The organism is Mammaliicoccus sp. I-M35, from assembly GCF_022386455.1.
In the GTDB taxonomy this organism is placed as follows: domain Bacteria; phylum Bacillota; class Bacilli; order Staphylococcales; family Staphylococcaceae; genus Mammaliicoccus; species Mammaliicoccus sciuri_A.
This window is the reverse complement of the sequence record NZ_JAJNIL010000012.1, coordinates 16,555-38,217: the sequence shown is the minus strand read 5'-3', so window position 1 is coordinate 38,217 and position 21,663 is coordinate 16,555. Positions and strand designations below refer to the sequence as shown.

Annotated in this window: 20 protein-coding genes and 2 pseudogenes; 7 read left to right on the top strand and 15 right to left on the bottom strand. The window is 32.1% G+C overall.

Annotation, left to right across the window (positions count from 1 at the left end):
* Positions 1 to 67 precede the first annotated feature (67 nt).
* From LQ679_RS12650 to ssb, 13 genes and pseudogenes are all read right to left on the bottom strand, one after another.
* On the bottom strand, positions 68 to 445 hold the full coding sequence (locus LQ679_RS12650; RefSeq protein WP_001041908.1) for a DUF6262 family protein: 378 nt from the start codon (positions 443 to 445) through the stop codon (positions 68 to 70).
* Positions 446 to 451: 6 nt separating this feature from the next.
* Entirely contained in the window at positions 452 to 2,344 is a 1,893-nt protein-coding gene (locus LQ679_RS12645) for a site-specific integrase (protein ID WP_002485298.1), read from the bottom strand.
* A pseudogene (locus tag LQ679_RS14955) lies at positions 2,340 to 2,420 on the bottom strand (site-specific integrase); the annotation flags it as partial. The pseudogene LQ679_RS14955 and the gene LQ679_RS12645, both read right to left, overlap by 5 nt.
* 118 nt (positions 2,421 to 2,538) lie before the next feature.
* Positions 2,539 to 2,862: a JAB domain-containing protein gene (locus LQ679_RS12640; protein WP_000088091.1), complete on the bottom strand. Its 324-nt coding sequence runs from the start codon at positions 2,860 to 2,862 to the stop codon at positions 2,539 to 2,541.
* A complete protein-coding gene (locus LQ679_RS12635) occupies positions 2,855 to 3,061 on the bottom strand; it encodes a hypothetical protein (RefSeq protein ID WP_001077283.1) in 207 nt (68 codons plus the stop codon). Before LQ679_RS12635 ends, LQ679_RS12640 begins: the two co-directional genes overlap by 8 nt.
* 1 nt (position 3,062) lies before the next feature.
* The gene (locus LQ679_RS12630; RefSeq protein ID WP_000836008.1) at positions 3,063 to 3,584 is read right to left on the bottom strand and encodes a DUF1643 domain-containing protein; all 522 of its coding nucleotides are present in this window, start codon (positions 3,582 to 3,584) and stop codon (positions 3,063 to 3,065) included.
* 18 nt (positions 3,585 to 3,602) lie between these two features.
* On the bottom strand, positions 3,603 to 3,914 hold the full coding sequence (locus LQ679_RS12625; RefSeq protein ID WP_000833212.1) for a DUF960 family protein: 312 nt from the start codon (positions 3,912 to 3,914) through the stop codon (positions 3,603 to 3,605).
* An 84-nt stretch (positions 3,915 to 3,998) separates the two neighbouring features.
* Positions 3,999 to 4,349 carry an SAUGI family uracil-DNA glycosylase inhibitor gene (locus tag LQ679_RS12620; protein ID WP_239705862.1) on the bottom strand — a complete coding sequence of 117 codons (351 nt, stop codon included), beginning with the start codon at positions 4,347 to 4,349 and terminating at the stop codon, positions 3,999 to 4,001.
* Between the two features lie 470 nt (positions 4,350 to 4,819).
* Positions 4,820 to 6,448: a cassette chromosome recombinase CcrB gene (gene ccrB / locus LQ679_RS12615; RefSeq protein ID WP_001186596.1), complete on the bottom strand. Its 1,629-nt coding sequence runs from the start codon at positions 6,446 to 6,448 to the stop codon at positions 4,820 to 4,822.
* 20 nt (positions 6,449 to 6,468) lie between these two features.
* Positions 6,469 to 7,815 (bottom strand): cassette chromosome recombinase CcrA, encoded by a 1,347-nt coding sequence (gene ccrA, locus LQ679_RS12610; RefSeq protein ID WP_000816499.1) that lies wholly within the window; start codon positions 7,813 to 7,815, stop codon positions 6,469 to 6,471.
* Between the two features lie 192 nt (positions 7,816 to 8,007).
* The gene (locus LQ679_RS12605) at positions 8,008 to 8,283 is read right to left on the bottom strand and encodes a hypothetical protein (protein ID WP_001791132.1); all 276 of its coding nucleotides are present in this window, start codon (positions 8,281 to 8,283) and stop codon (positions 8,008 to 8,010) included.
* An 89-nt stretch (positions 8,284 to 8,372) separates the two neighbouring features.
* The gene (cch1, locus tag LQ679_RS12600; protein ID WP_239763173.1) at positions 8,373 to 10,160 is read right to left on the bottom strand and encodes a cassette chromosome replicative helicase; all 1,788 of its coding nucleotides are present in this window, start codon (positions 10,158 to 10,160) and stop codon (positions 8,373 to 8,375) included.
* The gene (ssb, locus tag LQ679_RS12595; protein WP_000659554.1) at positions 10,160 to 10,444 is read right to left on the bottom strand and encodes a cassette chromosome ssDNA-binding protein; all 285 of its coding nucleotides are present in this window, start codon (positions 10,442 to 10,444) and stop codon (positions 10,160 to 10,162) included. The genes cch1 and ssb overlap by 1 nt, the downstream gene beginning before the upstream one ends.
* Before the next feature lie 136 nt (positions 10,445 to 10,580).
* On the opposite strand from ssb, the gene LQ679_RS12590 reads away from it, so the two are divergent.
* The 7 genes from LQ679_RS12590 to LQ679_RS12560 all read left to right on the top strand — a co-directional run bounded on the left by LQ679_RS12590 (position 10,581) and on the right by LQ679_RS12560 (position 19,999).
* The gene (locus LQ679_RS12590) at positions 10,581 to 11,630 is read left to right on the top strand and encodes a hypothetical protein (RefSeq protein WP_000613217.1); all 1,050 of its coding nucleotides are present in this window, start codon (positions 10,581 to 10,583) and stop codon (positions 11,628 to 11,630) included.
* A gap of 52 nt (positions 11,631 to 11,682) precedes the next feature.
* Entirely contained in the window at positions 11,683 to 12,255 is a 573-nt protein-coding gene (locus tag LQ679_RS12585; protein WP_000489177.1) for an ADP-ribosyltransferase, read from the top strand.
* A 334-nt stretch (positions 12,256 to 12,589) separates the two neighbouring features.
* Positions 12,590 to 13,927, top strand: coding sequence for a toll/interleukin-1 receptor domain-containing protein (locus LQ679_RS12580; RefSeq protein ID WP_239763170.1), 1,338 nt, complete (start codon positions 12,590 to 12,592; stop codon positions 13,925 to 13,927).
* Between the two features lie 555 nt (positions 13,928 to 14,482).
* Positions 14,483 to 15,463, top strand: a complete 981-nt coding sequence (locus tag LQ679_RS12575; RefSeq protein WP_239705270.1) for a DUF6731 family protein — start codon at positions 14,483 to 14,485, stop codon at positions 15,461 to 15,463.
* Between the two features lie 618 nt (positions 15,464 to 16,081).
* Positions 16,082 to 17,416, top strand: coding sequence for a tyrosine-type recombinase/integrase (locus LQ679_RS12570; protein WP_092599049.1), 1,335 nt, complete (start codon positions 16,082 to 16,084; stop codon positions 17,414 to 17,416).
* A 2-nt stretch (positions 17,417 to 17,418) separates the two neighbouring features.
* The gene (locus LQ679_RS12565) at positions 17,419 to 19,560 is read left to right on the top strand and encodes a site-specific integrase (RefSeq protein ID WP_276649612.1); all 2,142 of its coding nucleotides are present in this window, start codon (positions 17,419 to 17,421) and stop codon (positions 19,558 to 19,560) included.
* On the top strand, positions 19,526 to 19,999 hold the full coding sequence (locus LQ679_RS12560) for a hypothetical protein (protein ID WP_092599052.1): 474 nt from the start codon (positions 19,526 to 19,528) through the stop codon (positions 19,997 to 19,999). Before LQ679_RS12565 ends, LQ679_RS12560 begins: the two co-directional genes overlap by 35 nt.
* Positions 20,000 to 20,125: 126 nt before the next feature.
* Here the strand turns inward: LQ679_RS12560 and tet(L) are convergent, their stop codons facing one another.
* Together tet(L) and LQ679_RS14950 are read right to left on the bottom strand one after the other, a co-directional pair.
* The gene (gene tet(L) / locus LQ679_RS12555) at positions 20,126 to 21,508 is read right to left on the bottom strand and encodes a tetracycline efflux MFS transporter Tet(L) (protein ID WP_239763167.1); all 1,383 of its coding nucleotides are present in this window, start codon (positions 21,506 to 21,508) and stop codon (positions 20,126 to 20,128) included.
* 33 nt (positions 21,509 to 21,541) lie between these two features.
* Positions 21,542 to 21,604: pseudogene (locus LQ679_RS14950) on the bottom strand (tetracycline resistance efflux system leader peptide).
* Positions 21,605 to 21,663: the final 59 nt, after the last annotated feature.

The following is a 21,663-nucleotide window of genomic DNA, read 5'->3' as shown; positions in this document are numbered from 1 at the left end:
TAAACATAACTGCCCCGTTAGTTTAAGTGCATCCTTTCACAATCTGTCTACAGATTAATAATAAAAACTACTCTTTATTATACAGATCTCCATATAATTTTTGAATTTGGTTCTGTAATTTTTTATTTTCTTTTTCTAATTCCATAACTCTTCTTTTTAAGGTTTTTATAAGGATTTCCTCCGAACGAGAACTTTTCTTGGGTTTTGAGACTACATTTGATGTTATTTGACGCTCACGAAGGGATTCGATTCTTTGCCTAATATCGTGTTCCTTATAAAGCCATGATTTAGAAACATTAGCTTCCTTTGCTATTGAATTAAAATTAATAGCTTTACCTTCAATCGAAAATTTAGAAATCGCTTTGTCTACTTTTTCTCTTGTCTTTTGTGATTTCTGCTTCGCCAAACGTACAATTTCTGTTGTATTTCTAACTTGTTTATTCATTGATAATTACCCCGTTAAACTTCCAATGATTTGTTCTAAACGCTCTTTAACACGGCTATTAGTCTCTATTTGTCTTTGCCATTGTTTATCCTTTGCTATGGTTAATAACTCTTCTGTACGCTCTAACTGTTCTTCGTGCTGTGGTAAGAATTGCTTACTGGTACAGAAGTGAGTGCAATCTAAGCATGCATTCGCATGTGGACAACCACCTGCTATTACTGGCAATCTACAATAACCATTTGGAAGCACTTGTGCATTTATATTTTTCTTGAACCATTGAAGCTCTACATCATCGACTTCACTATCATCATCTAGATTGAGCACATCTCCATTATTGGTAACCAGTTTTTCTTGAAATTTAGTAAATTCATTTTTTAGAGTTTCATCAAAGATATGAGCGTATCTGCTTGTCATTTCTGGGCTTTCATGTCCCAAAAATTTCTGCACAATATGCTGGGGCACCCCGTTGTTAATCATTCTTGTTCCTACTGAATGGCGAAAGGCATGGGCATGGAATCTATAAATCTCGCCTAATTTATCCACTATATTTTGCTCATAAGCTAATTTATTTAATTCGCCTCTAAATGTTTCTTGTTTTAATGGCGATCCATCTTTTCTTGGAAAGAGGTATTCACTATCTGGAAATTCCTCTGAAACTTTATCTTCCCGAACTTTAATAAGTAAAACTACCTCTTTAGATATTGGAACTATATGCTCCTTTTTCATTTTCCATTGATAATACTTTAAAAAGTAATCTCCATCTTTGTCCTCTAATAAACAGCCTTTTTTCAAGGTGCACAATTCACTTATCCTCATTCCACATTCTTGAACAATCATAGTCATCGTAGCTATATATTCGGGTAATTTATCAAGATGACTGTTCAATTGCTCTAGAACGAATTCGTCTATAAAGCGAGGTTTTGCTCTTGGTATTTTCGGATAGTCCTCGGGATAAATTAATAATTTGGAAGGAACATCATCCCATTCTAGCCTATGAAGGGTACTAAATAGTCCTTCCAATATAGAGATCCTCCCAGTTATTGTACTAGGTTTTATCCCCATCATGTTTAGTTCACTTAAATATGCTTCAATTTCCACTCTCGTTAATTGGTGTACTCTCTGAACGTGTTTAAACTTTATGTCCAGAAAATTAAAGAACTCTTTAAGTTTTTGGGCAATATCACTTACATAGGAAAAGCTATCCATGTTCAATCTTAACTTACAATATCTTTTTACAAGCTGTTTAAAATATGTATTCCGAAACCCTTTAAAGTTAATTGTATATTCATATTGTGTTGGGTTAACCTTATCATCTGGCAAAGGTAAGTTTCGTCTATCCCAAACGTCTTTATCCCACTCCTCTCCATCAAAATAAAAATCCTCATAAAACTCAATAAATTGTTTAAGATTAGTAACATAGTAAGAATTAGCTTTTACAGGTGTTTTTTCTTGATTAGCAGTAATCTTATAATTAGTGGTGGTAATTCTAACACCCTGTTTTGTCAAATATGTTCTATACTCCGTCATTGCTTTATCAATAGGAACTTCAGTAATTGAAGTAATGCTGGGATACTTTAAATCTAAAAAATCCAACATTTTATTAATTACTGTTCCTTTTCTAATCCAGACAGTTTTTGCATTCCATATTCCATTGTTTAAATGGTAAAAATAAAAATATTTCAATTCTGTTCTTAACCACAGATTTTTAACACGTTCAAAACGAACCCAACGATTTCTTAAAGCAGGATTCTTACTTAATTCTATGGCAGAAGGATGTGGACATTTTCTTATATCCCAACTATTATTAGCCCAAAACCCTTGCATTTCTTCATTCATTACAGCTATTTTTTTGCTGATCTCACTCTGACTGATAATTTTCCTTTTACTAGAAGCATTCATTTAGCTGGTATTCTTTATCTAGTAATAAATACAATGGATACGGCTTATTCTCCACTTCTATCCTTTGAACCCTCACACGCGCCCCCCTCTTTAAACACTTTAAGTACTACAAATTATAAACCTTGTTAATTTTTATTTAAAGTAAAATCTCCCTTTAACATCTCCTCCTGAACTACTTTAACTACTATTATTTATTATACTATGGTTAATATGTCTCCACTTGGGTGGTTATGGCCAATAATCATACCCGTTGCGTTACTTAATATGGCTGTTTTAAATATTTCTCGAGGATGTATAACCGCAAAATTAATGGTTCCTATAGAGACGGTTTCAATATGTGTAGGTTCATTTTTGCTATTCAAGCAAATTAAAATGAAGTGTTCTCGGTCAGCATTTCCTATGAAGTCACGCATAATATCAGCAGCGTCTTTTGGTTCTTCAATACGTCTTTTTAAATACCAAAGTGTATCTTCTTTAACCATTTGGACTTTGACAACATCTATTCTTTTTCTACTCATTATGGATAAGCTCTATACTTTCTATTAAGTCAGGGTGAACAATGGATGTGATAGAATCATCATTCATATAAATGGAATATAGCTCATCTAATTCTGAATTATTTTTTTTGTTTGATGAAAAGGCGATAATGCCTTTAATAACATCGATGTGTGGTTGATGCATTAAATATTGGTATACTTCTTTCCATGTTTGATTCATTCTATTTAGTCTCCTTTAATGGTTTAATTGTCCATGCCTTTCTAGCGTATGGATTTAATGGATGCATGATTTCATTTGTTTGAGGATTTGTTAATATACTGATTTTCTTACTGTGAGGTTTTAACATGTCTAATACTTCATTCACTCGATTTTCCACAAGAGGTTTTTTTCCGTAGGAACCCCAAGCCAATAAAACACTATCGGCTTCTTTGACAGCTTTCATAATGTGAATATCAGTGTGCTTGTCATGGCTGTTTTCGATATGTTTTAAATTAATGGGGGTATCAATATTTGAAAAAAGATTTATAAAATTAACGCCACCATATTCATCTTTTTCAGCTACTTTATTGACAATAAGTTGTGTTGTAAGGTCAACGTTGATAACACCATCATAATGAGGATACATCGTTATAATTGTAAGTACTTCTTTATCAATATCCCAAGTTTTCTTGAGAAGATAACGATGCATTTTATCCTGACTAAATATCGCTTCAGTTTCTAATACACTTTTGATTGATTTCATTTTATCTAACTCCTTTATTTAATATTCTTCAGGTAACAACATGACGTAATAAGAAAGGTCTACATCATCTTCTCGGATAATGTAGACCTTATTAATATTGATAGCTTTTGAATAATTTGCCTTATGAATTTTTACGTACTCTGGACGTTCTTGCTTATGTTTGATATATAATTGACTATTATGCATATTGAACTGGAATATATGAAAGTAATCAATCTCTTCTAGTTCCTTGAATTGTTCGTTTTCGCGTTGCGCTACAAGTTTCCATAACTGTTGCTGCAACATTGCTGGCAAGTAATTGGCAATACTACGTGTAATATAACGTTTCATGCTCATTTCTCCTTTTCTATATCTTTCATTATTGTAATAACTTCTGTAATGACTGTGACGCTTATCTGAGCTATGTGTATCCATTTATTCATTATTATAATTCTCCTTTTCAAGTAAGTGTCTTTGATCTAGTAGTGGCATAACTGTGTTATGAAGATATAAGAAGTCCATATCGTTTGTTTCATCAATATAACCAATCGCAATAAGTTGTTTTTGATAGTAGAGGATAAAGGGGTATATATGCCTTTCATGAAGTGTGTCAGAGTAGTAAGTATACGTATGAAGGATTTTGTTGGTAAGCGGACCAAGTCTGATATATTGATCAGGAAGGATATTATCTGCCACTTCATCGATAGATTCACATTCCCATTTTTCGTCCTTTGGCAGATTGAATAAGTTAGTTATATACTCTTTGAGTTGTTTTTCTAGTGTCATGGTTATGACCTCCTATAATGTTTTTGATGTATACATGTAATACACCATATAGATAATATATGCTTCAAAAAAATTTTGTTTCGTTTGTGAATCCCATTGTTATTAAGAAAATATCCCAATAGAAAATTATCACAATTGTTGATATGACAAGGAAATCCCATTATCCCGCTCATTTCTCAGGAAATATAGCGATATATTTATATATCATTTGGATTTGGTGGTGTCAGTACGACTTACTTTTTCTTTTTATATTATTTATTTATAAATAATAATGGGATTTCGGGATTACGCTTGCGTAATCCTTATCCTACATGTATTTATCAAATCCCATTGCTATCCCGTTCATATTTTATTTTGGGATGTTCTTTCGTCATACAATATAAGCTTCACATTGAGTTGTGACTTGTTAGTATGTTGAAAAGATTCGTTAGATGGGTGTTATTGAATGACGAAAGGACAGTACATAGATATTAGATTTGAAGAAAGAGCGTTTGAGGCAAAAATAAAGACGAAGTGCTGAGGAGCACTTCGTCGAGAGGGGTATTATTGAAAAGTTGTTTAATAATTTCATTATTGAGTTTTAGTGTAACGTAGAACTGTTTTTTATGATTACCGTCTTTACGAATATCAATACGGTCAATGACTGTAAGATATAATGCTTTGAGTTGTGCTTTATCCATTGATTCTATATTTTGAAATATTCGTTGTAATAGGGCAGCGATTTGTTTCGTATCATAAGATAGTTTCTCTTGATTTTGTTGCTGTTTGAGTTGATTCATTTGATTTGTAATGTCATTGAGTTGTGTTTCATATTGATGAATAGTTGCTTTCAATGCAGATGTTAGGTCCGGATTATCTTCAATGGTTTTAACTAAATTATGGAGTTTCCCGCTGACTTCATCGTATTGTTGTTGTTTATAAGCGATATCGTGGTTCAATGCACCAATATCGACTTTATTTTCTTGATTGACACGTTCTAAGACTTGGTTAATGACTTTATCACTTTTGACAATTTCGAGTATTTGATCCATGACGTATTTCTCAATCACATCAGCTCTAACGCTATTCGCAGAACATACTTTTGAGCCTTTGTTTCGGAAGTTACTGCAAGAATAATAACGTATTCGCTTCTTGGTACCATCTTTCAATGTGTTCGTTGTGTTACTAGCTGCCATTGGTGCACCACATTGTGGACAATGAACGATACCTGTTAATAGATTAGTTCCTTTACCGTGGACTTGAGGTTTTTGACTGACTTGTTTTTTACGTAATTGGACTTTATCCCATAAGTCTTGAATAATAATAGGGGAATGCTTACCTTCAGCTATTATTGGTTTATCATTCAGCCCTTTACGACGCTTTTCATTCCAATCTTTGTACTTTGCGAATTGAATTTTACCAACATAGAATGGATTAGATAAGATATAGGTCACTGAACCAATACTGAAAGGCTTTCCTTTTTTAGTCACGTATCCTTTGTGATTGAGTGCATTCGCAATTTTACGATATCCGTGGCCTTTAGCATATGACTCAAATATATATTTGACAATATTCGCTTCATGTTGGTTTATCATGAGTTCATGCTTGCTATCCGGTATTTTGTCATAGCCCAGCGGCAAATTGCCTTGATAATAGCCTTCTTGAGCGCGTCGGGTTTGACCCATGAATACATTTTCGACAATATTATTTCTTTCAAATTCTGAAAAACTCGCTAGAATTTGTAGCATCAATTTACCACTGCTTGTATTGACTTCCATACGCTCAGATAAGCTGAAGAATTCGACATTTTGACGATGAAGGTCTTCAACAATTTTGAGTAAGTCAGAAGTGTTACGTGCTAGTCGGTTTGTTTTGTAGACCATAACAGAATCAATCTGACCTTCGTTCGCATCTTTTAACAAACGTTGTAGTTCTGGTCGGTTCATAGATTTTCCAGAGATACCTCTATCCGCGTATACATCTACAACAACAAAGTTATTGAAATCACAATATTCTCGAATTTGATTGATTTGTCCATCGATACTATAGCCTTCAGTACTTTGGATTTCCGTTGATACACGAACATAGATACCGACACGTTTTTGTTTGAGTTGTTGCATGATTTTTTCATCCTTTCTGATTAAGCAATCGATGATTGCGAGGTTTGGTTCACAATGTTCAATGGTTCATTTTTGAAATAGATCCCAACAAGGGCTTTATTTTTTGTAATGCGAATTTCATCAATATAGGGATGCAGCATGTTTAACGTGAAACTTTTCTGTATAACCTTTTGTAGTGATGTTTGTAACTGATTATCACTTATGGAGGATATGGTTTTGTGCTTTTGATTCATCAAATGAGTCTGTTTTCTGAATGATTCAGCATCAATCATACCTTTGGCAAGTTTATCTATCAGTTGTTCTTGAGTTAGCGTACTTTTAGCTTCTATCACTCTTTGTTTTTTGAGGCGTTGATGAATTGCATTATTAATTTTTGAATAGAGCTGTTGGTTTTGAAAGAAGTTCTGACATGTAGCTAAGACTTGAACTTCTAATTTTTGTGCATTTATTCCTTTGAATGAACAGACAAAGCGAGATTCATTCATATTTTTAGGACAAATATAATATCGCAATGTATGTTTTTTTCTTATTGTCATATTTGTCAGTGTTGAGTCACAACAAGGACATTTGATCTTTTGTTTCAGCTGATTCTCTGAAGGTATACAGTGAAGTTGCTTCTTATTACGGATTGCTTGAGCATGTTCATATTTCGTTGCCGAAACAATAGGTGGTACCATATTGTTATATTGACCATATTGATTGATGACACGACCACAATAATTTGGGTTCATAATTATATTTCGTACCTGATAAGGCTTGCGGGTAATAAGTTTATTATCGTCTTCTAAATATTGTGCAATCTTCTTGTAGCCATATCCTTGAAGATAATAATTGAATACAGCTTTGACGGTAGGTGATTCATCATTATTAATGATGAAAGTACCATTTTGATAGTGATAACCGAAAGGCGCATGGGTCGTTATGAGTTTACCTTGTTTTGCCTTTTCTCTAAGTCCATTTTTGACTTGTTCTCCAATATTATCGGATTCAAGTTCAGCCAGACTCATGAATATATTGAGTTTTAGGCGATCAAACGCTTTATCCATATCAAAATAGCCATCATGAACACTTAGAATATGAACATGATATTTTTGACAGAGTTTCATGAGTTTTAATGCATTTTTCAAGTTGCGATGAAGTCGATTCAAGCGATAACAACATAATACGTCACATTGTCTTTGTTGGATGCGTTCGGTGACTTGTTGATAGCCTGTTCGATTATCTGTTCTGCCTGATTGCTTATCACTAATGTATTGGATATTTTGAATATTGTGCTTTGGAGCTAATAATTCTATTGCTTGCTTTTGAGCTGGGAGTGATTGTTGTTTCGTTGTACTTTGGCGCAAATAACCAATGGCTCGTTTCATAGTATTTCCTCCTTTCAAAGAGATAATATATATTTATGAACGAAATTATAGATAAGCCCAACACCAGTCGGGTGTTGGGCGGTATTATTAGTCATCAGCGTGATTGATTTCTTCAATAACCAGATCGGCTAATAGTATGATTAATTCGTCCATGTATATCACCTCATTATTCATAGTATTAACAACAATTCTTTAGTTGCATCTCAAAAGTAGTAACGAATTCGATATTCTTCTTTGAGCAAATTTTTTTAAATGAATGTAATCTTCATATTCTCCATATGCAACAATGGACGTAGGTTTGATTACTTTCTCCAAAATGTCATTTATTAACTTGTACTCCTCAGTGTAAGTGTTACTTATTTGACGACCTTCTTGTTTACAGCATTCCTTCACAGTATCTAGGGGTGTGCTTTCTAAGTATTCAAATCTTTCATCTTCAATTTCGTGAGCTAGTGCTACTGTATTCATAGTACAATTCCTCCATTGATTTAATATTTGTGCTACAACACCTTTAAATAGGTGTTGTAGCAAATTTATTTAATAACATATTTTAAGCTTTAAAAGTCAATATCACCGTTTTTATCCCATTCTCTTGCTTTTGAAATCATGTCTCGTAGTATTGGATGTTGGTGTTCAGAGATAAATGATAAGGGTATATTGAATTTACTTTTTTCAGATAGACCAAAAATAGGAGCGTATGATTTATCAAGCTTAAGATGATAAAATACGATGGTTTTTGGTTTGCCTTCTTTGTCTTTGACACTACGTTTTGTTGTTTTACGATTGGCGTCTGACTGGATGTAATCTTTATCCCTCAGTGCATCAATGACATTATTTGTATCTTGGAAATTATGTTCTTTTAACATATTTTTAAAAACCGAGGCAATCATTTTCACCTGGATATGATCATCTTCAAGTGAAATCATTCCATAATTTTCAATAAGCGTTGATAACCTAGTGTCGTCAGAAAACTTACCACGATTTTGTGCTACAAATTGGACAATGACTTCAATTGCTTTATCAGCTAGGCTTCGCTCACTAACAGAATCTAAATGATAGTTAATAAGATAGTCCCTTACAGCATTCAAATCAACAGGTGTGGCAATGACACGTTCCAATATACGTGCTGATGTTGTAATGGTTGCATAGCGTTTGAACATCCGAATTCCTGTATTGCTGGTTTCCTTTTCTAGTTGAGTTTTGAACCTTAGGTGCTCATTTTGGAACCATTTAATGACTTCTTGTTCACGATTGAGTAGATATTCAGCTACTAATGGCATGATATGACCATAATTAGCTGATGTTGCTTTTTTAATAGTATCTGCGTTGTCAGCGTTAGTTGTAAAAGCTTCAGATATTTCAATGGTACGTACATTCAAACCATCATTACGTGCACTATTATTGAAAATACTGTGTTCGGCAGTACTAATTACTGAGGTTCCCCAGTTTTTTAGTGACTTGACTTCTCCGTGTATATTAGAACGTTGTCTTCCTTGACCTTCGGCAATTGAATAGAGCAAACCAGTTGTATCTTTAAAGGTTGCAGATGACAGTTCGTCCAATACAATAGGTACACCATAGTTGTTACTTAGATATCCTTCAAGCGCGTTTCTAGTGCCATTCCATGATCTAAACAGCGTATTACTACCTTTAGTAGGGTTGCCGGTTATTGAGACTCCTAAAGCCGCTGCAGTTGATTTACCCGTGCTTGAATTTCCCGTAAATGAGAAAATCGTACCTGCGAATTCAACCTCATGTTTTGTTTTTAAAAACGCAGTTACTAATGAAGAAATACCAAACACTACAGCAAGTTCGAGTAACAAGTTTCCTTTTACTTCATCAAGATACATTTGCCACCAGTCTTCAAAAGTGCCTTTAGGTTGTAGATCGTACTGTGTTTCACAAATGATTTCATCCGCCTGCGACTGTGTAATTTCTTTTGAAAGATATGGTTCATCTAATGAAATGACGACACCTTTATCAGTATTTAACACACCGACACCCGTATACAACGATGACAGAGGCAGTGATTGGCGCATTAATTGTAGTGCATTGCTTAATGATTTAATGTACTTCTCATTGATGCTGAAGCCATACATGATTAGTGAAGGTAACTTTTGCGATGTTAAAATATCTGATGTTTCAATACGTTCAATATTTTGTCCGTTGGAAATAACTAGTTTCTCAACCCCAGATTTGGGGTCAAGAAACTTGCTTTTAATTAAAATTGGACTAGATAAGCGTATTGACTTTTGCTGATCATTTTTACCTTTCGGTGGTATAACTTCATACCATGAATCTTCAGTAAGCCAGTATGGATATTCACTAAAGATGATGTTAGTCATTAGTTGTTACCACCTTTCCAGTTATTTTGATGATTCATCGGATTTGGTGCAGTCTTAAGGTAGAGCAAAGATGAACCTTTTTTTCCAACTACAATGAATGGAAGGTTAGGTGTATATTTTACAAAATGTGCAAACCAACGACCAACATCTTGTTGAATTTCAGTCGAGCACAAAACATTAGCCCTCACATTCAAATCGTGATACATAAACATGGTGCCTACAGGTAAATTAAATGCGATGCTTGTAACAGCACGTTTTAGTGTATAAAATTCTTTTTCTTTCATCATAAGTTCCTCCAAATAAGTCTTATTAGTCAAGCAATACTGTAGATGCTTAACACCTCAATGGTTGATTGCTATAATAAGCATAAATGAAGCATTTTAATTAGACGCGGAACAAAAAATAGGGAGGGGGGTATATATGATACCTACGATAGAAGAAATTATTGACAAGTATGGCAGTTTAGTAGATTGTCTAAAGTTTGATATATCAGGTGAGGTTTATGAAGACTTATTGTTATTAAGAAGTTTAAGCGATTTAAATGAACACCAAAAGATGCATAGAGTTTCATTTATACAAAAACACTTTAACCCTAATTTTGATTATTTGTTAGATGACTCAGAATTTAGAAGTATGAATAAAATTTATAGAAATTTAAATACTATGACGTATATCAATAGTCAAAACAATGAATTTAAACTTAAACCATTTATAAATGAAGAACAATTAAAATCACTACTTGCGATAAAGAAAGTAGATGAACATTTGAGTTATGACCCATCTATTACCTCAAAAGCATTAGCAGATATAAACAAGACGCAAAAAAGATTGGTTACAAAGCCAAATATTCTCTATAATCGATCCAAAAAAGAAAATGAGTATGTACGGTTAGGAGGAAAAATATCATATACAAAGATGGAGAAGCATTGGGAATATTTACATAATGAGATTCAGTATTATAATCTTACTAATCAATTAATTAGTTATGTTGCTTTAGAAAAGGAATATGCATGGGCTTTTTTAAATGAATTATTTTATTTAATAGAATTATATTTGAAGGCATTTAAAGGACAAAAGAAAACTGGCCATGAATTTGAAGAAGGATTGAACGCATTTATTCAATCATATGTCATTATTTTACTTATAGATATAAGATTACCGACTGTTAGGTTATATATTATTAGGCGTATTGTGGATGAATGCGAAAAAGAATCAGATAATCAAAAAAGAATTAAACTGATAGAGGAATCCATTAAAAAGTACAGATATGTAAAAGAACAGATTGAAAGATTTGGAAATGCGTTGAAAGAAGAATTATCAATCGCGACTTTGTCTATTGAACAGAATATGTTAGAAGCTAAAATTGATTATTATAAGAATTACTACTATCCTAGAAAAAAAACAAAGCATAACAATATTGAGTACAACGTATCAATGTTTTTTAAAGCTGTAGATTCTTTAAAGAAATAGTATTCGACGGACAATATTTATAGATAATAATTAATTAGAGAGGTTTTAAGTTGTGTTTAGATTAAAAAAATGGTATTTAAAACAAAAAGGCTATTTTTGCCGTGTCGGTGAAAAGTGGGACAATAGTAATTTATCCCATGAAAATATACATAGTTATGTAGATAGAGTACTTGAATATGAGACTGAAACACGTAGAAACGGCCAACCAACTGAAGAATATATATTAGCTAGTAGTGGGGAAAAAATAAATGAAGATTTAAGAAGTGGTACTAATGATCACAAAGAAATTCTAGAGGTATTTGATAAATATAAAGTAAAAGAGGATATAACTACTTATAGAACGGTTAGTCCTCGGATATACAAATTAATGGAGAAAAATGCTAAAAACTTAAATGGAGTAGATTTGTTTGAACTTGGAATTTTACACACTTCATTAATAAAAGGGTACGAATCAAGAGAAGAAGGTTACAAATTACGGGTAAAAGTAAAAAAAGGAACACCAGCTTTCTATGTAGGTAATTTAACAGGCGAAGAAAGCCATTATTATGAGGTGATTGTAGTTAATAATTTAAAATTAAAAATCATATCTATTGAAGATTACTATATAAATTGTGAAGTAGTATAATTGGAATCAATTCTGTTAGTTGTTCATAATAAGCCAATTATTTTTTTAATGAACTTATTACTTAAAAACCGCATCATCAACTGATAAGCAGAAGCGTATCACAAATAAAACTAAAAAATAGGTAAGTATATGAAGAGTGTAAATCAGAGTAATTAATAATAATGTATCAAAATTTAAGAAAGTAGAGATTAATTTTTTATTACTTCCTCTAAACCACTCATTATTAAAAAATGATTAATTAAAAGTCAAAGAAGTTTTAGTAGAAGAAAAAAAGTTTAAATAAATAATTAACTAGTGTATTAGTTAATCAATTCATAGAGAATGGAGATTAAAAATGACTAATAATCAAGAAAGAAAAACATTATTTATTTCATATGCTCATACTAATGATGATCACAAAAATAGAGTGAAGGAGATGGCAACTGAACTAATCAATAATGGTGTAGAAGTAATTTTAGATATTTGGGATTTTGAAAAAGGGTCAGACTTGAACAAAAAAATGGAGGATTCAGTAACGAAAAGCGATGTAATATTAATAATTGGAGATAAAAGTTATGTAGATAAAGCTAATAATCGTGAAGCTGGGGTTGGTAAGGAATCAATTATTTTAAGTAATGATTATGTGAAAAATTTAAACAGTGGAAAATATAGAATATTATATGCCTTTACTGAAAAAGATGATATGGGAAACCCAATATTACCAAATTACATGTTAGGAAATAATAGTTTTGATATGACTGATGATGTTAATGATTATCAAGTTGCAGAGGAAATAGCAAGAACTATATATGGTGTTCCGATAGAACCAAAACCTAAATTACAACCTATACCTGATTTTTTAGGAAAGAGTAGCATGAGCGCAATTAAAAAAATAAAAAAAGTAAATATAATTGATAACAAGCTACTTGATGAATTTATTGAAGAGTTAAAAAAAGAATTAGCAGAACTAGATAAGGATTATAAAAAATATCAAGACATACATATAAGACGTGATTTCAGTAGCATTACTAGGCTGCTAAAGTATTGGGATGAAGTTGTTAGAAAAGTTGATAAAGCGAAAGAGATAGCAAAAGTTTCAGAAGAGTTATTAAATACTTTAGATTTATATGATAGAAATAATAACGATGCAACAAGAATTTTTATTCGTCTTTCTTTTGTTTACACAATTGCTTATGCTATAAATATAGAGTTTATAGAAGACTTGATAAAATATGACTATACTGTTGATGATAGAGAAACAGACTATACAATAATAAATGATTTTTGTAACCCATCATTTATTCAAAATGAAATATATGAAAGAGGAATATTAGATTATAATACTCTTTATTTTGAAGTGGAAGAAATAATACTAAGAGATAATGATTTTAAAATAGTAGGAATTCTTGAAGCAGACATATTTCTTAACTTTATTACTTTATTTAATAAAGAAAAATCTAAGAGTCAATTTAATAATTGGAAAATTGTGGATCCAACGATATATTCAAAAGTAGAGAAGTATAAAAATCGTTTCAAATATTTGAAAAGTTTCAAAAGGGAGAAAACAATTAATGAACTACTATCACTTTTAAATATGGATAACTTAGAAGAGTTCATCGAAAATTTAGAAACTATTAAAAATAGTAAGTTCTTTTTAGTAATTAAAAAAGAGGAAATAGCCAGTCAAAAATAAAATTTAAAAAGTTAACTGTAGAAAGGGTAATAGTGTCATGGGAATAAAACTTAATAAACATCAACGATTATTAGACGTTACAGATGATTTATTGTAATTATCTCAAAGAGTTAATGAAAAAGTAATTGAGGACAACATGGACTTTAAATATGAATTGAAAAAACTAAAACGTATTATATCTAATATAGAAGATGAAACGATCACAATATATAGTCATCCGTATGTTTTATAAATATCTTATTTAAAAGCAGAAAACATTTGATCTAGTCTTAAAAGTGTAGTATTACTGTGTGCAAGTACTTTTGAGTGCTTGTGAATCATAATAAAATACTCCTTAATTTACCCTGTCACTTTATGTGATGGGGAATTTTATTTTTGCGTTCAATCGGCATCTACTAATAACAGTTAGTCTAAATGTGCGGTATAATATAAATGTATATTAACAACTAATATCTACCCTAATGTTAGTTGTGATTTTTTATAAAAAATTCTTTCTATTTTATTGTGTAAAATGTATAATATCTTTAAATACACACACTGAAAGAGGTAAGGGGAATGGCCAAGAATAAAATTGTACGCTTTAACTTTTTGAGACCAATCAAAGAAGAATTTGATAGAGATGATGTTGAATATGAGTTAACAGATTTATTTACTATTATTGAAAATCAATATAAAGATTGTAAATCTGAAGTTATAAAAGCAAAAAAAAAAAAGAAACCCAAAGAATATGTAAGTAGAATTTCAAATTATTTTTATACTTATGAACATGCAGGTAATAAAATAAAGTTAGGTTATGTGAATCATGACCTTGATAATAAATATTTTCACTTAGTTTTTGAAAAGTTTGATTATCAATTATATGAACTTAGTAAAGAAAGTGGAGAATCACGAATTATAGACGCTGAAGATGATGAATATATTGGATATAAAATAAGTTGTCTATATGATCCAGCAAATGCTTGTTTAATAATTCAAAGGGGTGTTAATGCTGTAGGCATAAAAGCGATCGAAGGTTTTATAAATAAGTTAATAGATTTAGTTCTAAATATTGAAATAAAATTAAGGTTAGATGCAATTTTAGAAAAAAATACTACCAAAAAAGCGCTAAACCAAAGTGTATATAGAAGTATTGGGATTCAAGTATCTAGGACGCAGGCTCAAAATATTGTTCGCGAGTTATTTAAGAAAGAAATAAATGGAGTATACTCAGTTGAACTAACATTAAAAACTGAGAATAAAAAAACGGCTGAAATAGACAGTGAAGATATGAAAGAAATAATAAACACCTATACAAATATGATTGCAAAAGATACCTATGATAAAAATAGTAGCTCTGAATTGGAAAAATTAATTGTCCGTGCTAGAGAAGAAGAAGATAGTAGTGTGCAATCGATTGACTTAATAAGTAATAAAATACAAGCCATTATCGATGTAAATATTAGTGAAGAGCGTTTAATATCGCAAAGTGGTATTTATGATAGAATGGTAAGTTTTTATCGATTGCAAGATAAACCTTTTAATAGATTAGTGAGATGATAAAGTGGAGAACATTTTAGATTATAATTCATTCTTTAATAATGTGATAATTTTTTCTAGTATTACATTAGGTTTGTTTGGGACATTTGTAGCCTCGATATTCTCTATGAAAGAAGATAAATTAATTAAATTTATATTTGTATCAGTTAGCTATAGAAAGCAACTTAGATGGTTTTTATATATTTTGACAGTAATTAGCGTTTTATTGATATTACTGTCAATCCTAATTGTTTCTATAAATATAAATTATATTCATGGTAATTGGAAGGTATTATATGAATTTTTGAGATATTTTTCAATTTTTCTTTTTATAGTTCATATTGTTACCATATTAATATTTTTTATTACGAGTATCAGGGCGTTTACAAAATAGTAACTAATCCCACCTACTCTGTAATATTAAAGACAAGTAATTATACATGATGTCTTATTACATCATATCTTGTTTATAATGTTACACACATTATAAAAATGCACATTACTAAGAGTTAACTTTAGTGGTGTGCACTTTTGTTTTAACTACCTTTTTTTCTGTTTTATTAAAGAGTTTAACATTTTACAATTGCTATGAAAAAACATTATAATGGAATAATTGTTCTTTTTTAAGGGGGCTAATAATTGTATTGGTATGAGTATTGTCCAAAACATGTTATAAGTAAATATCAGCTATTAGTATTTAAAGATAACCAACCCTTTCTACCTTTGACAGATTATTATCAAGATTGTTTAGGGAGAATTGATAAGAGTTCAGCAACATCTTATTTAAGGTGCTTATTACCCTTTTTCAAGTGGCTTGAGGAAGAGAGTAACTATCAGGGAAACCCAGTCCAATGGAATGATTCAGAAGAGAAAATACGTGTGGCTGTTGAAGATTACTTACTGTATGAAATGAGATGTAAGATTCGTGATAAAGATTCGTTTCGTTTTGTAAACTTAACAAATAAAAGTCCTAATACTATAAGCCGTTTTTTATCAGCATTAAAATCATTTTATAAGGCTATGATTCGTTTAAGGTACTATCCATACTATAACCCTTTAATTGATGGACAAGCTATTCTGCATATCTATAAAGATGAATTAAAAGGTGTTCGAGAAGATAAACCTAGAATGCCTTCAGTTGCAGGAACAGAAGACCCTATCATTCATCGAAGATTAACAGATTCCTATTTCAAAGTCATCAATGAAGAATGGCAGCCTCAAATTATTGATGATATGAATTTACCTTATCAAGTTTATCAAGCAGGGAAAAAAGTAAATTGGTCGCAACGTGAAATGATCGTAGCTCGTATGCTATTCGAAACGGGAGCAAGGGCATCGGAAATTATTGAACTAACTGTTGGAGATTATCGTCAGCGTAAAAGTCATCAAGAGGTCAGTACGTTTAACAAAGGGAGTCATGGTAGGAAGATCAAGTTCCTACGTTTTAGTAAAGATACAGTCAAGCGATTGTTTCACTATATATACACCGAGAGAAAATCCTATGATGAAAACCATTTAGAATTTGACCAATTACCTGATGATGCACCAATCTTCTTATCTGCAAATGGCACACCATTTACTTATCACGCATGGTACTATCATTGGAATCGAGCAATGATTGTCAATGAAATGAGTTTAAATCCACATAAAGCAAGACATTGGTTTGTCACTTCCCGCCTAAAAGAAATCTATAATGTTTCAAAAAATGAAGCTGAAATTCAACAGCGTAAAAATGAATTAATTAAATACATGAAATGGAAAAATCCAGATACCATGAATGTATATGAACATCATTTTGACGAAGCAAAACATCGTGAAGCTCATGAAAATATGCTGGAACAAATGGCACAAGGAGAGCGAGAATACACCAAACAACGTAAATCCTCAAGAAAACTAATGCCAACAGTCATCGAAACAACAAATATTGAATTGGTTGATGAAGAGTTACAAGAACTATTAGAAGGGTTGGAATAAAATTGGCTGACACAATGCAACTAAGACCATCAACGGAATGGTATGATAAATGGATTGGTAAAATGGATACAAAGCTAATGTGCCTACAAAATTGCCGAAATGAGTTTTTAATCGACAAGGTAGATGAACGGCTTTTTATCTACCTTAATAGGAATTGCTTAAATTTTGATTGGAAGAATCACCTTTTATTAATTATATTAATTGAAACAACTCAAAAAAAGGATGTCGGCACTACACAACGGATCATCGGGACCTTAAACACACGATTTAAAGATATTTTTACTAATTTTAATATTACTAGACTTTTAGATTTCGATGTGAATGTTCATTTATATTCATATTTGAAGAGTGAAATCTTTCCTAACGATTCTAACAACAAAAGGTTTGATTTATGGCGCTGCTATAGTGTAGCTGAGTACCATACAAAGAAATGGGTTTATAACAACTTATCTTTTGAGGAACAAGAATATTATAAAAAGTTTCTATTGCAACCTACCACATTTGATTCAAGAGATTTTTCATTCCGAAAGTTAGCACTAGAACACGCTCAAGTTATACGTAAAGACGAAACAGATGCTATTGTGCCAATGCTTCCAACGATACGTGCAGAAGCAAACTTACGATGGAATCAAATGAAAAGGCTACGTGAAGCCTTTCATCAACAAATACAAGAGGTAGAAACTAAATCATTATCACTGCCAATTGAATTTTTTTATGATGAACCTGAACGTATCGGAGAGCGATTTCATTTTCGTTTATGGGATAAACCATCCTTTGTATTGCACCACCAGACACATTTTTCGAAAAGTGTTATAAAGCAAGCAACTCAGAGGAAATTAACTTATTCTGATAAAAATAATGCTTATTTCCTAGAATTTATTCGTGCGGAATCACTTGAGGGTGAATCAGAAGGAGAAGGTCTCTGGTTTAACGAATTGATTGAATTTAATGTTCTCGGATATTGGTTTAAAAATAGACCAATTGAAGAACATGAGCGTATTCTAAAGGTTTTATCTTTATGGGGCTACGAAAATGAACATGGGCAAAATCCTACTCCATTTTCATCTAGCCATAAAGGCATTTTAACACCGTCACTTTTTATAGCTTTGAACAAATACAAAGCACAAGGTTTATTGATTGATGTAGAGCCATTTTACGCCGCTTGCACATTTGGTCTATTGGCTACGGATATTTTAACAACCACTGGTGCAAGAATTAATGAATTACTTCAAATCAGTAATACGAAAGAATGTATCCTTATAAAAAAGGTTAAAGAGAAGTTGCATTTCTCATTTAAAGTTATCCCTAAGGGACGAGATTCTATAGAAGAATTTTATATAAGCAAACAGACTATGGAGCATATTCAAACCGTAGCAAGACTGTTAAAAGAGCATTATGCTACCGAGAAAATACCGAGTAATTTATATAGAGGTGTTAGAAGGCATCTTTTCCCTAAACCTATGCCCTATTATTTTCAATACGAAGGTAAGGTGATGAAAAAGGAAACTATATATAGTTGCATTAAATTTCTTCTTCATGGATTGGTTTTTGAAACACAGAGTGGTAAGCCTGTAACAATCAAGACGCACCTTTTACGCCATGCTTTTGCAACAGAAGCAGTCCAGCGACAAAACGTGAATATTGATATTGTAGCAAAGATGTTACATCAAAAGGATTTGAATGTAACATCTTATTACTCCGAACCGACGCCATCACAAATCTCTGAATCAGTAAGTGAATTACATGATGTTATTTCAAGCTATGTTGATATTGATGATGCGTATTTAAGAAGCCCTAAAGAGCTGCAACAGCAATTTGATGAACATGCTGAAAAGGTTGGGGTGTATAACAAAGTATTAGGTGGTACGTGCGTAACTGATTTCGTGTGTCCAATTAAAATGCAATGTCTAGGTTGTAAAGCAAAAGTGCCTGAACCAGACCAAGAGGATGAACTTTTAGAAGTTATTCAATTATCAAAAGATATGGAGAAACGCTTTAAGAGTATCGGATTAGAAGTTGAAGTTCGTAAAGCAAAAGAAATGGCGAAGCAAGCTAAGATCGAATTAAAAGAGATTGACTTGATAAAACAATATAGAAAGGAACGTCATTATGAAACAGCAACAAAGCTTAACCCATTCAGATAAGCGGCAATGGCTCCATAAAGTACATAAGCAACGTAAAGAGCGTTCACTTACTATCGGTATTCAAACAATTGATTTTCTATTAGAACAAACGATTCCTGTAACATATCACAACATTAGTGAGCACTCAAAAGCATTTGATGAAAAAGGAAAAGGCATCCATCAAAATACGATTAAACGAAACGGGGAACTACATTCTTATTATCAAAAGCATAGCAGAACGTATAAAGTAAAAAACACACGTAAAAATCCTGTAATACCTTCTATATTTGACGAAGCATCTTTAAGAAGAATTTCGTCTGAACGTGATGTAAGCATCGCTAAAAAGAGGTATATGCAGCTTTCGAAAGAGGAATTGGCAAATAGATTAATAGCAGTTGAAAAATACGTTGCAGAAAATCAAGAGCGATGGGTAACTAACCAATTTGAGCAGTTCAAATAGAACATTAATAATATACAAAAATAGCCTTGTTAAAAATAATTTAACAAGGCTATTTTAACTATCTTGTTCAACTAACGCGCCCGATTGCTTAAGAAAGCTAGAAGTCATTTAATTTATCTCTGGTATTCAACTTTTAAATTGAATTTGTCTTCGTTTATATACATTCAAGGTGATCAGCCAACTAGTGACAACGACTCCTGTAAAAAGGAATAGCATATTACTATACAAGTAAGTGGATTGATCAAGGTCCATAGGTAGCAACTTCTGATTCAGTAAGCGTACAGATAATAAACCACCAACAATTGCAATACCTGTTCCCTCTGATAAAAAGCTGGTAAAATTAAGCAAACTCATTCCGGCACCAGCTTCCTTTTGTTTCAAACTACTTGAAACAATTGTAGACATAACTGTTTTGGTGAATGACAGCCCACCAAAAACAAAAACTAATATAATTGTCAGTAACCATGGTGTTACTTCTAAAAAAAAGGCAGCAATTAAAAAGCTAACGGAAAGAAATGTAACTCCAATGGTTAACACGTACAATGGACCTTTTCTATCAACAAGTAATCCACCAATGTAACCGAAGATAATAACGCTCATTGTTCCAGGGAAAATAATCACACTGCCAATTGCAGCAGTACTTAGTTGATGTACATCTTTCATCATGTAAGGAACCATAGAGATAAACCCTGCTACTGTACCAAATATAAGTCCTCCACAAAGGACACCAATTATAAAAGAAATATTTTTCCCCAGTGCAGGTTCAACAAAAGGTTCTGTTACTTTCCTAATATGTTTTACAAATATCAGGAATGACAGAATACTGATGATCAGAAAAGAAATGTTATAAGATGTTGTAAACAGCATAAAAAATACAATGCCCACTGACATTAGTATAATTCCTACAATATCAAAATGACCTTTTATCCTTACTTCTTTTTTCAACAATTTAATAAGGAACGGAACAGTGATAATTGTCATCATTGGAATGAGCAGAAGATAAGACCAATGGATAAAATGAGCTATCATTCCACCAATAGCTGGACCGATACCTTCTCCCATAGCTACTATGGAGCCAATAAGACCAAACGCTTTACCCCTATTTTCCTTTGGAATATAGCGCGCAGCTACAACCATCACGAGTGCTGGAAATGCAGCTGCACCAGCTCCTTGAATAAATCGAGCCAGAATAAGTATGGGAAAAAAAGAATGTCCAACAAACCCAATTACCGATCCGAAGCAATTTATTATAATCCCAAATAGGAGTAACCTTTTAATGCCTAGCTGATCAGATAGCTTTCCATATAGAGCTGTTCCAATAGAAAAGGTTAACATAAAGGCTGTGTTCACCCAGTTTGTACTCGCCGGTGATTTATTAAAATCATTTGCAATATCAGGTAATGAGACGTTCAAAACCATTTCATTTAATACGCTAAAAAAAGATAGAACGCAAAGCCAAATTAAAATTTGGTTGTGTCGTAAATTTGATTGTGAATAAGACGTATTCACATTTCGCCCTCCAATAATGAGGGTAGACGCAGTTTATAGGGCTAATGATACGTTTCCCTCTTTTAATTGAACCCTGTTACATTCATTTCACTTCATAATTAATGCCTCCTAATCTTGATTGAAACATTTTACCACATACAGACTAAGTTTTCAAT

What these genes read in the sequence shown, in the direction of transcription:
- LQ679_RS12620 (WP_239705862.1), bottom strand. Translation starts at nt 4,349, where the DNA reads ATGACACTAGAAAAACAACTCAAAGAGTATATAACTAACTTATTCAAT.
- cch1 (WP_239763173.1), bottom strand. Translation starts at nt 10,160, where the DNA reads ATGACTAACATCATCTTTAGTGAATATCCATACTGGCTTACTGAAGAT.
- ccrA (WP_000816499.1), bottom strand. Translation starts at nt 7,815, where the DNA reads ATGAAACGAGCCATTGGTTATTTGCGCCAAAGTACAACGAAACAACAA.
- LQ679_RS12560 (WP_092599052.1), top strand. Translation starts at nt 19,526, where the DNA reads ATGAAACAGCAACAAAGCTTAACCCATTCAGATAAGCGGCAATGGCTC.
- LQ679_RS12635 (WP_001077283.1), bottom strand. Translation starts at nt 3,061, where the DNA reads ATGAATCAAACATGGAAAGAAGTATACCAATATTTAATGCATCAACCA.
- LQ679_RS12650 (WP_001041908.1), bottom strand. Translation starts at nt 445, where the DNA reads ATGAATAAACAAGTTAGAAATACAACAGAAATTGTACGTTTGGCGAAG.
- LQ679_RS12575 (WP_239705270.1), top strand. Translation starts at nt 14,483, where the DNA reads ATGGCCAAGAATAAAATTGTACGCTTTAACTTTTTGAGACCAATCAAA.
- LQ679_RS12640 (WP_000088091.1), bottom strand. Translation starts at nt 2,862, where the DNA reads ATGAGTAGAAAAAGAATAGATGTTGTCAAAGTCCAAATGGTTAAAGAA.
- LQ679_RS12590 (WP_000613217.1), top strand. Translation starts at nt 10,581, where the DNA reads ATGATACCTACGATAGAAGAAATTATTGACAAGTATGGCAGTTTAGTA.
- LQ679_RS12580 (WP_239763170.1), top strand. Translation starts at nt 12,590, where the DNA reads ATGACTAATAATCAAGAAAGAAAAACATTATTTATTTCATATGCTCAT.
- LQ679_RS12605 (WP_001791132.1), bottom strand. Translation starts at nt 8,283, where the DNA reads ATGAATACAGTAGCACTAGCTCACGAAATTGAAGATGAAAGATTTGAA.
- ccrB (WP_001186596.1), bottom strand. Translation starts at nt 6,448, where the DNA reads ATGCAACAACTCAAACAAAAACGTGTCGGTATCTATGTTCGTGTATCA.
- LQ679_RS12625 (WP_000833212.1), bottom strand. Translation starts at nt 3,914, where the DNA reads ATGAAACGTTATATTACACGTAGTATTGCCAATTACTTGCCAGCAATG.
- ssb (WP_000659554.1), bottom strand. Translation starts at nt 10,444, where the DNA reads ATGAAAGAAAAAGAATTTTATACACTAAAACGTGCTGTTACAAGCATC.
- LQ679_RS12645 (WP_002485298.1), bottom strand. Translation starts at nt 2,344, where the DNA reads ATGAATGCTTCTAGTAAAAGGAAAATTATCAGTCAGAGTGAGATCAGC.
- LQ679_RS12630 (WP_000836008.1), bottom strand. Translation starts at nt 3,584, where the DNA reads ATGAAATCAATCAAAAGTGTATTAGAAACTGAAGCGATATTTAGTCAG.